This window comes from Streptomyces sp. NPDC005648, from assembly GCF_040605395.1.
Lineage (GTDB): Bacteria > Actinomycetota > Actinomycetes > Streptomycetales > Streptomycetaceae > Streptomyces.
Genome location: NZ_JBEXCS010000155.1, coordinates 1 through 11,507 on the forward strand (window position 1 = coordinate 1; position 11,507 = coordinate 11,507).

Genomic DNA, 11,507 nt, shown 5'->3' on the forward strand with positions numbered 1-11,507 from the left:
TGCGGGAGCATCAGCGCGGCCATGAGCGCGATCGGCAGCCCCGCCACCCGGCGAAAAGACCAGGTCAGACAGCGAAATCCTGCTGGAGTACTAACTTGACAGCAGTACATCGAAATGGCCTGATCCGTTGCCGCCCGCTCGGCCGCCGGCAGGCATGCGAGTACGGCTGCCGGCGGCGTCGTGAAGACGAAGAAGACAGGTCTGCCCTGATGAAGCCGCCGTCCATCCCCCTCCGCTGCATGCCGGCCCGGTGTGTACGGGCCCGCAGCCGCAGCACCCCGGCACGCGGCCCCGCCGCAGGACAGGCCGCACGGCGTGTCCTGAACTCGACCTGAGATCAGTGGAGTTGAGCCACACGTGGTGATCCACTGTCAGTGGCGCCTATCAGGATGGCACAGGCCGCGGGGAACTCACGATCTCCTGGGGGAGGACCACATGCCATTCGTCCGGCCGTACGTGCGCTCCGACGGCACACCGGTGCGCGGACACTTCCCGACCTGGGCCCTGGTCGTGGAGCGGGTGACGAGATTCGAACTTGCACGCTCAGCGGGAAGCGAAGCTGCTACAGGTCCGGGGCTGCAGGAGCCGCTGTTGACCGTTGTCCGCTCTTACGGGCATGAGGCTGCCGTGCTGAGGCGGTCAGTTCTATGTAGGGCCCACGACATGCTCAGCGGCGTGAGTTCCGCGGACCGTGGCGAGGGAGGGGGCCTTGCCGAGTTCCAGTACGGGTCACGCCGGAGCGGCGACAGGTGTCTGCCGCCGGGCGGGTGGACGATGCCGCCCATGTGCGCCGGGCAGTTGATTCACCTAGGGCGCCGGGTGTTGAAACAACGTCTCCGCGGCGAATCTCGTGGTCAGACGCCGGTCGCACGCTGCCGGTGCAGGATCGGGGAACGTCAGTGTCGTTGCTCAGGCGCAACGTCAGGTGTACGGCTCGGCCTTGCTGCCGGCCCTCGCTCTGCTGACGTGCCCCGTTCTTCGAGACTGTCCGCTCGATTCGGCCCGAACGGTGCCGAAAGCGCAGAGGAGATCAGTGTGGAGTTCAGCAGTGGCGCACGCCTTGACAAGGGTTCCGTGGCGTTGCGGAACAAGCCTTCAACGGGGAGACGGTGGATGGGGCTGGTGGCATTCGCGCTCGCCCCGCTGGTGGTGATCGCGGCCCCCGACTCCGCCTCGGCGGCCAGCTCGGTGTGCCTGCAGAATCTGGATGGTTCCCAGACCGACATCGTCGGTAACTCGTCGACCCCCAACAGGACGCAGTCGGTGACCATCCAGCAGGCGCGCAGCACCTGGCAGGACTGGGTGTGGCGGGGTTCGCAACACGGCTTCCAGGACCAGTGCCCCTGGAACTCTCCCGCTCCCTGCACCTACTCCTGGCAGCGATCGCACACCACGGGCTGGCAGTGGTCGGCCGGTCTCGACATCAAGGTTCCGAGCGGCCTGAGCAAATTCCTGAACGGGCTCGCCACTCTCACCCCCTCCTACGGGCGCAACGGCTCCACCACCACCGCGTTCACCTTCACGACGAGCGTGTCGCCAGGGCAGTTCGCCGAGCCGATCCAGGTGGTGGAGCGTCGTTGGACGCAGGGCGTGTACCAGGGCATCTACCACTCCACCGGGAAGCACTGTTTGCCGAACCCGACCAACCCGAACCACAGTGCCTGGGAGTACACCTGGTCCAACGAACGCTGGGGCAACTGGACGACCAACGTGCGCGTCAGCGACTACGGGACGTACCACCTCTGGAAGTGACCCCACCGGGTCGTGACCGCACCCGGTCGTGACCAGTCCATGGGGCGGCCCGCCGACCGGCGGGCTGCCCCGCGGCCCGAACATCTCCCGGATCCACCCGAGCAACAGGACCTCATCCCATGAGGGTGCGTCGTTCCTCTCGTGCCGCCGCCGGATCGATCGCGGCGATCGCCTTCGGTCCGCTGCCCGCATGCGGCACAACAACCCACGCCGTGCCCACGTCTTCGCCTGCTGGTGCCGCCACCCCTCCCGTCGTCGATCCGGTGAAGACTGCGCCTACGACGCCGAACCCGCGACGATCCCGACCGCCGTGCCGGACTGTCGACGGTCAGCCAATTGGGTTCAGGCCGCGATTCCGTGAATCCCCGGGTCGCCGTACGAGAGTGCGGGAACGTTTCTTGTGGGGATTGCCCTGGTATGGGGGTCGTGGCGGTCGAGGATGTGCTGTTTCCCGGGATCGATGTGCAGGTCACGGCGGTGTACGTCACCGCGGCGGAGGTCGCGATCGAGGCCGCCGCGTGCGGGCGGCCGCCTCCGTGTCCGGACTGCGGCTCTTCGGGACGCCGGGTGCATTCGCGATACATGCGCCGGATAGCCGAACGTCCCGCTGTCGGGAAGCCGTTGGTCATCTCGCTTTGCGTGCGTCGCTTCTTCTGCGACGGGGCCTCGTGCCAGCGGCGGACGTTCGTCGAGCAGGTCGCGGATCTGAGCGAGCGGTACCGGCGTCACAGCGTCGGCCTACGGCGATGGATGCAGGCCATCGCGACGTTCCTGGGCGGGCGCCCCGGGCAACGCATGTGCCGGACCCTGCAGTTACCCACCGGACGTACTCATCTGCTGGGGCTACTCGCTGCTCCAGCGGTGCCGGAGCAGGCGCCTCGGGTGCTGGGGGTCGACGAATTCGCCTTCCGCAAAGGGTGGCGTTACGGCACCGTCCTGGTCGACATCGAGGGGGCCCGAGTCGTGGACGTGCTGCCAGATCGGGACGCGGCGACATTCGCCGCATGGCTGCGTGAACATCCCGGCGCGGAGATCATCTGCAGAGATCGGGCCAGCGCCTACTCCAGTGCTGTCCGCGACGCCGCCCCCGATGCTCAGGAGATCGCCGACCGCTGGCATTTACTCAAGAACCTCTCCTCCGCGGTCGAGAAGACATGCCATCAGCACCGCCCCTGCCTGCGCAAACAGGCCGACGCCGACCGCGACGCAGAGCCCCGGCGGATCCTCAACCCGTTGCCTCCTCCGACCTTGCCGCCGACAAAGATGGCCGTCCGCACCGTCGACCGGTACTCGGACATCCACCGTCTCCTCGCCCAGAAACTCTCCATCTCCGAGATCGCCCGGCGCCTGCACCTGGACCGCAAGACCGTCCGACACTTCCGCGACACCAGCCTCGACGAACTGCTGGCCTCGTCCCGACACGGCCGACCCAAGGGAGTCCTCGAGCCGTTCACCGCCTACCTCACCGAACGGTTCACCGATGGCGTGACCAGCCCGACCGACCTCTTCCGCGAGATCCGCGGGCGCGGCTACCAAGGCAGCGACCTGCCCGTGCGCCGCTACGTGACCGGGCTGAAGACGGGGACCGTCGAACCCGCCCGCGGGGCCATCCCAAGTCCGCGCAAGATCACCACCTGGATCATGGTGCCCCGCGGCACCCTGAAGCGCCGCGAGGAAGAGGAGCTCCTGAAGATACGGCTGGCTTGTCCGGACATCGCCCGGACCTGCGATCTAGCCTGGACCTTCCACAACCTGCTCCAACACCGGCGCGGCCACCAGCTCTTGGAATGGGTTCGTCAGGCCGAACACGACGCCCCCGCCCCGATCTTGTCCTTCGCGCAGGGCCTGTGCCTCGACCTCGATGCCGTCACCGCCGGCCTCACCCTGCCCTGGAGCTCGGGCATTGTCGAAGGCCACGTCAACCGCATCAAGACCATCAAGCGGCAGATGTACGGCAAAGCCACCTTCCGCCTCCTCCGCACCCGAATCCTGCTCCGGGCGTGATCCGGGGATTCACGGAATCGCGGCCTGAACCAATTACATGACCGCTGACACGGACGGCAAGGTGGTCCACCTGGCTCGGTCGTCAGCGCGAAACTGCCTGCCGGTGAGTGAGCATCGCTCGGTCATGGACGGTGCCCGCACACGTTCCGGTACGCGGTGTCCGGTGCGTACGTCTGCCATTGGGCTCGGGTCAGCGATGTTCCCGCTCGGGAGCACACGCGCCGGATCGTCCGGGCCGGGTCGATGTCGTAGCGGCGGAGGGGAACATGGGCGCCGCTCACGTACAGTGTGCGGCTGTCGGCGCTGAAGGCGAGGGAGCCGAGCGCCTCGCCCGGGGTCGGCAGGGGAACCCCGAGGGGCTGCTGGGTCGTCGTGTCCCACAGCTGGAGCGTCCCGGCGTCGCCGCCCACGGCGAGGGTGCGGCCGTCGGGACTGAGGGCGAGGGCGCTGACCGCCTCGGGGGTGTCGGTGCGCGAGTCCGGGAAGACGTCGCGCAGGATGCCGGAACGTCGGCGCAGGTCGCCGTCCCAGAGGGCGACGCGTCCGGTGTAGTCGCCCACTGCCAGTCTGGAGCCGTCGGCGGTGAAGGCCAGGGCCCGGATTCCTCCGCCCCGCACCAGGTCCAGGTCCCTCGCGCGGCCGGACGGGAGACCGGCCACACGGTCCTCACCGACCAGGAACCGGCCGTCGGGGCGGACGGCGAGCCTGTCGCTGCGCAGTGCCGCCATAGTGGCGGACCTGCGGTGGCTCTTGGTGTCCCACACCTCGTCCTCCGTTGTCGTGCCACCGGTCTGGCGGGCGACGTACAGGGTGCGGCCGCCGGGAGCCAGGGCGAGGGATGACGGGCCCTTGACCGGCTGGGCGGGGGCGAGGTCCATAGTCGCCAGGGCATGGTTGTGGCGTACGTCCCAGACGGTGGTCTGTTGGGTGGACGTCTCCTGCTGGACGGCCGAGACGCCGAACGCGAAGCTGCCGCCGTCCGGGCTGAAGGTCATCAGGGGCTGGGTGTACTGCGCCACGACCGGACGGCCGGGCTCCTCGGACACGGGTATCCGTACGGGTGGCAGGGTTCGTGCCGGACGGCCACCGCGCGTGTCGCGCAGCTCGAACCGGTAGTGGTCGCCGATGCGTTCGGCGGTGGCCAGTGTCTGCCCGTCCGGGGCCAGCAGCACATCGTCCAGGGCCTGCGCACGCCATGCCGCCGTGGTGGCCGTCGCCGTGTCGAAGGAGTGGACAGTGGCGTCCTGCAGGCAGCGCAGGACCAAGTGGCCAGGATTCCAGGCCAGGGAGTCGCAGGAGTGCTGGTCCTCCAGGGGCTGCCGGAAGACGGGAGCGGCGGGGGCGGCGAGCCGCCATACCGTCAGCTCCTTGGTGGCGGCGGTGGCCAGGAACGCCCCGTCCGCACTGAGGACGGCGACCTTCGCCTCCGGCGTGTCGAGCGCGGCCACCTGGTGTCCCGTGCGGGTGTCCCAGACGTGCACACCGGTCGCGGAGACGACGGCGAAGCGGTGGGCGGCGGCCGGTGCGCCGTGCCCGAACACGATGCGGGAGTTGTCGTCGTCGCACAGCCCCTTGGCCGTCTGCCAGGCTCCGGGCAGGGCGCGTCGGCTGCCCGTGTCCCAGACCTGCGGTGACTTCCCGGCGGGGCAGACGGCGAACTGCCGGTCGTCCGGGCTCGGAGCCGCTTCGGTCTCGTCCGGTGCCCGGGCTTCGAACAGTAGCCGGCCGTCGGCGACGGAGCGCAGCTGCACGCGGTCGCTGTCCCAGTCGCTCGTCACATAGCTGTGGCCGCCGACACCGAAGGCGATGCTCGTGCTGTCACCGGCCAGTGGCCGGGAGGAGCCGGTCCAGTGTCCGCTCCGGGTGTCCCACAACCTGACGCCCTGGCTCGTGGAGAGGACGAGCACCTTGGCGTCGGGGCCGACAGCCAGGGTCTCCGCCCCGGACGGCAGCGGTCCCGAACCGGTGCGCCGGTGTGTGGCGACGTCCCAGGTCCGCCAGGCCCGGCCGTCCGCCCCGAGCAGGGTCCGGCCGGCGTCGGTCAGGAAGCCGGAGGCTCGATCGGCCGGCAGCGGTCCGGTGAAGGCGTCGAGTTCGGGCTGGGCGAGGGCGCCGAGCAGGGCGCGGCGGGATTCGGGCAGGGGAGAGATGCGCCAGGCCGCGGCGCCGAGCAGCATCGCGGTGTGCGGGTCGGTCGTACGAAGCGAGTCGGCGACGTCGGCCACCCGGCGGGCGGCGGTGTCGGTGCTCTGCCGGTCGTTGGCGCGGGCCTGTGTCCAGGCGACCAGGCCGGAAATCAGGGCCACGACGAGGACCGCCGACAGCGAGCCCAACAGGATCCGGGAGCGGCGGGCGGCTCGAATGGCCGTACGGCGTTCCGCGTCGCGGGCCTGAAGGGCTGCCGTGAGGAACTGGCGCTCGGCCGCGGTGAGCGCGCTGTCCTGGGCGAACAGCTCCTCCGCCCGGTCGAGCCGGGTGCCCCGGTACAGGGCGCCCACGTCGCGGTCGGCCTCCGTCCAGGCGTGCGCGGCCTCGGTCAGGCGCCGGTGGTGGCGCAGCCGCTCCCGGTCCTCCTCCAGCCAGCCGGCCAGGCGGGGCCAGCAGGTCAGCAGGGCCTCGTGGGCGAGCTGGACACCTTCCTCGTCGGTGGTCAGCAGTCGGGCTCGGGCGAGCCTGTCGACCACCGCCGCCACCCCGGAATCGGCCCATTCGCTCAGTTCCGCCCGGGTGAGCGGGCGCCGCGTGTCGGGTGTGCCCCGGCCCGGTTCGACCATCCGCAGCAGCAGTCGACGGGCGTCGGTCTGTGCCTCGGCGTCCAGTTGGCCGTAGACCTTCTCGGCGGTCGCCGCGATCGCGCCGCGCACCCCGCCGGCCGACTCGTACGCTGCCACGGTCAGGGTGCGGCTTCGGCGCCGCTGCCAGGTCTCGAGCAGGGCGTGGGAGAGCATCGGCAGCCCGCCGGGCTCGGCCAGCACCTCGTCGACCAGCCGGGCGGTCAGCTCGCGTTCGACCAGGAACCCGGTCGCGGCGGCCGGCCTGACCACTGCCTCCCGCAGTTCGTCGGCCGTCATGGGCCCCAGCGCCAGCGCGGCGCCGAGCAGCGCGTCCGCCAGGCCCCGGTGCTCCAGACAACGCGGATAGAAGTCTGCCCGTACGGAAATCAGGACCCGCAGGCGGGAGCCCTGTTCCCGCGCGGCCAGCAGGAGGTCGATGAAACGGGCCCGCTCCTCGCGGTCCCGGCACAGGGTGAACAGCTCCTCGAACTGGTCCACCACCACCCAGCTCTCCGGTCCGTCCTGCGCCGGGTCGAGCAAGTGGCTCCAGGTGGGGGCGGGCCGGGGTCCGGGTGTCAGGATCCGCAGCACCGCCGGGCTCGCGCCGCCGGCGATCCGCTCCCGCAGCCGGGGAATCAGTCCGGCGCGCAGCAGCGAGGACTTGCCGCTGCCGGATGCCCCGAACAGCACCGCGAGCCGGTGGTCGCACACCAGCCGCTCCAACCGCCCCGCCGCCTGATCACGGCCGAAGAACAGGTGCCGGTCATCGGGTTCGAAGCGGGCCAGGCCCCGGTAGGGCGGGCCGGCGTCCTCCCGCCGCGCCCGCACGTCCTGAGCGGCGGCCGTCTCCGCCTCCTTCCAGCGAGGCTCCCATTCCACGGGGTCGCCGCCGCACGCCAGCACATAGCCGCGGACTGTGTCGAGCGTCGGCAGCCGCTCCCCGTTCGCGGCCCGGGAAAGCGTCGTCGTCGAGATCCCGGAGGCCGCGGCCATGGTCCTGTATGACGGGCTGCCCGCGGTACGGCGCAGTGCGCGCAGATCGTGGGCGAGCCGCTCGACCGGTCCGGCGTCCGGGTCCAGAGCCTTTTCGGGACGCCCCACGGGACCACCTCCTGCTGCTTCGGCAAGGAACGACGACATTACGGAGCACTCGCCTGGTCAGAGGCCATGCCGGGGCAAAAGGTGGCACTCGGTGATGTGGCGTTGATGACAGCGGTGACGCCGGGCGCGCATCAACGCCGCCGTTCACACGACCGTCGCCAAGGTTGTTTCAGCTGATGGGAGGGGGCTGTGCACCAATTTCCCGCCGGTCAGTCTCGATATCGCCCCGCCGCACCGGACAACTCCCGCCGGGCGCAGAACGACGACCGCCCGCAGGGCCGATCCTTCGTCGGTCGCGAAGCGGACGAGGCGGGGGAACACCGGAACGATCCAAGGAGCGAGAAATGCTGTCTTCCACCCTGCGTACGACGGTCGCCGCGGCCGTGGCGAGTGCCGTGCTGATCGGCGGAGCCTCACTGGCGGAGCACCAGCCGAGGACGCCGGTCACCATCGGCACCCAGAACGTGAACTCCACGCACGTCAGCAACGACACCCGAGGCCCGATCAGCCTCACCCTCACCGACTCCGGGCCGAACTCGCAGCGCGCGTACAACAACGTGATCGACCGCATCCGGCAGCGCGTGGCGGACTCGGGGACGTACACAGGGGCGGACGGCCGCACCTACTCCCGGAGCACGCTGACCAACGGCGTCGTCGCGGAACGGCCCAGCAACTCCTCCGACTACTTCGCCGTGCACCTCCAGGACCGCCCGGGCACCCCCCAGCTCGACCTGGTGATGAACGCCTCCAACCTCTACGTCGTCGGCTTCTACGACCACGACAGCCATGTCTACTACCGCATGGGCGCGGGACCCGAGAACCCCATCGGCCCGGAGGCCCGCCCCAACGACAGCTGGATCAGGTCCGGCCACTACACGGATCTCTCGCGGCTGGCCAATCAGGGGCAGAGGGGTCCGGCGTTCTCACGTCCCGACCAGACCATCAGCCTGCGGGACATCAGAGGATCGATCGAGGCGTTGCGGGACGATTCCAGCGACGTCGCCACAGACGCCCGGGCGATCACCAGGCTCATCACGGCCTTCGCCGAAGCCGCCCGCTTCGACTACATCTCGTACCGCATCCAGCAGGCGATCGGCGGTAGCTACTCCTGGAACCTCGGCACGGTGGGCACCTCTTTCACGAACAACTGGGCCGCGCTGTCCAACTACCTGCGGGACCGCCTCCGGGACCACGCGGCGAACGTCCCCTTCCACGTCGCCCAGGGCTTCATCCTCTACACCGTGGCCGACGTCGCGCGGCAGCTGGGCGTCGCGTACATGGACGTCAACTACAGGTACGGCGGGTCGCAGTGACGCAACCGTTCGAGGCACTGCCGCCGGCCCCCGGTGCCGGCGGCTACGCCCTGAGCCGGTGACCGAAACCGCGCGCGGTCTCGATCCGCTCGCGGCCGGTCTCGGCCCGCAGTCGCTGGACGGCCATGTCCACGACCCGGGTGTCTCCGTACCAGACGTAGCGCCGGACCCGCCGCAGCAGAAGGCCGCGGGTGAGAGCGCGGCCCGGGGCGGCCGCGAACTCGTGCAGCGGCTTCAGCTCGATGGCGGTGAGGGCGACGGAGACGCCGCCCCGCCGTACCTCGGGGGAGGCGACCTTGAACGTCAGGCCCCCGAACCGCAGTGCGGCGCCGGCGGTGGACGGGGCCGACGCGGTCACCATCTGCGACGCCCGCCGCCTGGCGGACGCGGGGTTCCCGCCGGAGTCCATCGCGCCACGCCGACCGTACGGCAGCCGCGCACGGCCTGCTGGGCTTCCCTGCCGCGGGCCTGTGGCGCCCGTGCCGCACGGGCCGGGTACGCAGCAAGGGCGCTGCGTCCGCCCATTACCTTCCTCGTAGAGCCCGGTTCGGGCTCGTGGCCTCCGGGGCCGGTATGACTCTTTGCCCCTGTCCTTGATGATCCGGGGGGTGCTGTCGCCGGTCCCGGCGGCACCGGATGGTCGCTGATGGAAGCGTGTCCGCCGAGAGGCAGGGCTGCGTAATGTGGCTGCCGATCTCCGGTGCCCGGGCGGGCCACCGTCGATGAGCCGCGCGAGGTCCTCCAGGGTGTCGGCCTTTTCAGCGCACCGGACTCCAGCCACCGCGGGCTCAGCGGCTCGTCCGGCGGGCCGCCGAGGCTGTCCCGGTTTAGATGCCCCTGGTCGAACACCCAGTGCGCCGGGATGTAGCGGACGCCGGTGGTGGCGTGCAGCCGGACGATCTCGTGTCCGGCCTGGTTGTACGGCCGTGCCTCGTTGACGAAGCGCTCGCCCGCGCCGTTGACCCAGATGCCGCCCCGGGTGGCGGTGTGGGAGACCGGCAGCCGGTCGGGGTACACGAGTCCCGGCACGAACCAGGCCCCGTCGAGCAGGTCGGTGTCGGCGCCGGCCGCGATGCCCGCCCGCAGGGCGTCTCCGGTGTTAGCCGGGGCGCCGTTGGACCACTCGCCGGTGAGCGGCGCCTGGTGCTTCTCGCGCAGCTCGCGGTCGCGCTCGAAGCCGCCGGCCGCCAGCAGCACGCCCCGGGCGGCCCGGATCCCGCACCCGCTCGCCTTCGCTCGTCACCTCGATGCCGGTCACCCTGCCGTCCTCGACGATCAGGTTCTCCAGCGCGGTGTTCACGCACAGCTCCCCGTGGTCGGCCTCCAGGTACGCGGACAGGGCCCGGCCGGTCAGCGCACGGCCGCCGCTGAGCAGGGGCCCCTCGTCGAAGCCGAACCGCTCGGTGGGAAGCGAGTCGCGCATCAGCGCCCGGCGATCCCCGAGCCGCGCGACCTCGACAGGGAGCGGGAAGACGGTGTGTCCCGTGGGTGACGATCCGGGGACGGAGGAGTAGTAGTCCGGGACCGGCCCGTGGACGAAGGACCCGAACCAGGGGTTCTGCTCCAGCTCGTCGATCAGCTGGACCCCGGCCGCCAGGTACACGTCCTGGAGCGCCTCGCGTGACGGATCGTCGACCACACCGCGCAGGTACGTCCGTACGTCCTCGATGTCGTCCCCGAGCCCGCCTGAGCGAGTGGCGTGGACCCCGGGAACCACAGGCCGCCCCGGAATACGCCAGGGTGCCGCCGACCCGGTCGGTCTTCTCGACGACGAGTGTGCGCAGTCCGCGAGAGGCCGCCATGTACGCCCCGACCAGACCTCCGCCGGACCCCAGGACGATCACGTCGTAGGCATCCTCGTTGATGCTCATCCGAACCTCCTCATGCCACGGCGTGGCGCCGCCAGCCGTTCAGCAGCGCGCCCGACGCCGGTAACGAGCCGCCGACGCCTTGCCGTGCGGCCATCTCGTTCAGCGAGAAGACCCGGCGTCGGGATTTCGGTTCCGGTGAGCGGAACACATCCCCCCCGCCGCGGTCCGCGGCCGATCAGGCTGGGAGCCGAACACGAGCCTGAGGATGGCAATGACAGACGTTTGGGAACCGACGGCCGTCGCGCACTGCGAGACGGCCGTGGCCGAGGCCGCCGCACGACTCAGCCGTGCCGCCCGCGAGCACAAGCCCTGTGCGCCCGTACGGGACTTGCTGGGCGCCACCGACATCAGCCTCGCGTACGCCGTCCAGCGGCGCGTCGTGGGTGAGCGGATCGCCGCCGGCGCCCGGGTCGTCGGCCGCAAGATCGGGCTGACCTCGGAGTCGGTGCAGCGTCAGGTCGGCGTCGACCGGCCCGACTTCGGCGTTCTGCTGGACGACATGGACGTCACCGCCCTGCCGTCCGTCCCGAGCGACTGGCTGCTCCAGCCCCGGGTGGAGGCGGAGATCGCGTTCGTGCTCGCGTCCGACCTGGACGACGACGACCTCCACATCGAGCGGGTCCGGTCCGCGGTCGAGTACGCGGTGGCCGCGCTGGAGATCGTGGACAGCCGGGTCGCCGACTGGGACATCG

Annotated in this window: 6 protein-coding genes and 3 pseudogenes; 4 read left to right on the forward strand and 5 right to left on the reverse strand. The window is 70.6% G+C overall.

Annotated features, from left to right (window positions below):
• Positions 1 to 1,113 precede the first annotated feature (1,113 nt).
• The gene (locus ABZT17_RS43485) at positions 1,114 to 1,752 is read left to right on the forward strand and encodes a hypothetical protein (RefSeq protein WP_356357718.1); all 639 of its coding nucleotides are present in this window, start codon (positions 1,114 to 1,116) and stop codon (positions 1,750 to 1,752) included.
• 426 nt (positions 1,753 to 2,178) lie between these two features.
• Positions 2,179 to 3,756 carry an ISL3 family transposase gene (locus ABZT17_RS43490; RefSeq protein WP_356357719.1) on the forward strand — a complete coding sequence of 526 codons (1,578 nt, stop codon included), beginning with the start codon at positions 2,179 to 2,181 and terminating at the stop codon, positions 3,754 to 3,756.
• 122 nt (positions 3,757 to 3,878) lie between these two features.
• On the opposite strand, the gene ABZT17_RS43495 is transcribed toward ABZT17_RS43490, so the two are convergent.
• The gene (locus tag ABZT17_RS43495) at positions 3,879 to 7,631 is read right to left on the reverse strand and encodes a hypothetical protein (RefSeq protein WP_356357720.1); all 3,753 of its coding nucleotides are present in this window, start codon (positions 7,629 to 7,631) and stop codon (positions 3,879 to 3,881) included.
• 344 nt (positions 7,632 to 7,975) lie between these two features.
• Between ABZT17_RS43495 and ABZT17_RS43500 the strand changes: the two genes are divergently transcribed.
• Positions 7,976 to 8,944, forward strand: a complete 969-nt coding sequence (locus ABZT17_RS43500; protein ID WP_356357721.1) for a ribosome-inactivating family protein — start codon at positions 7,976 to 7,978, stop codon at positions 8,942 to 8,944.
• 43 nt (positions 8,945 to 8,987) lie between these two features.
• On the opposite strand, the pseudogene ABZT17_RS43505 reads toward ABZT17_RS43500, so the two are convergent.
• From ABZT17_RS43505 to ABZT17_RS43520, 4 genes and pseudogenes are all read right to left on the reverse strand, one after another.
• Positions 8,988 to 9,227 (reverse strand): annotated as a pseudogene (locus tag ABZT17_RS43505) (winged helix-turn-helix domain-containing protein); the annotation flags it as partial.
• Positions 9,228 to 9,298: 71 nt separating this feature from the next.
• Positions 9,299 to 10,141, reverse strand: a complete 843-nt coding sequence (locus tag ABZT17_RS43510; RefSeq protein WP_356357722.1) for an FAD-binding protein — start codon at positions 10,139 to 10,141, stop codon at positions 9,299 to 9,301.
• Positions 10,044 to 10,661: an FAD-binding protein gene (locus ABZT17_RS43515; RefSeq protein WP_356357723.1), complete on the reverse strand. Its 618-nt coding sequence runs from the start codon at positions 10,659 to 10,661 to the stop codon at positions 10,044 to 10,046. Before ABZT17_RS43515 ends, ABZT17_RS43510 begins: the two co-directional genes overlap by 98 nt.
• Before the next feature lie 61 nt (positions 10,662 to 10,722).
• Positions 10,723 to 10,815: pseudogene (locus tag ABZT17_RS43520) on the reverse strand (hypothetical protein); the annotation flags it as partial.
• Positions 10,816 to 11,026: 211 nt separating this feature from the next.
• Here ABZT17_RS43520 and ABZT17_RS43525 point away from each other — a divergent pair.
• Positions 11,027 to 11,507 (forward strand): annotated as a pseudogene (locus ABZT17_RS43525) (2-keto-4-pentenoate hydratase); the annotation flags it as partial.

Bases quoted from the DNA above. Each gene is read 5' to 3' on its own strand.
- ABZT17_RS43500 (WP_356357721.1), top strand. From the start codon at position 7,976: ATGCTGTCTTCCACCCTGCGTACGACGGTCGCCGCGGCCGTGGCGAGT.
- ABZT17_RS43485 (WP_356357718.1), top strand. From the start codon at position 1,114: ATGGGGCTGGTGGCATTCGCGCTCGCCCCGCTGGTGGTGATCGCGGCC.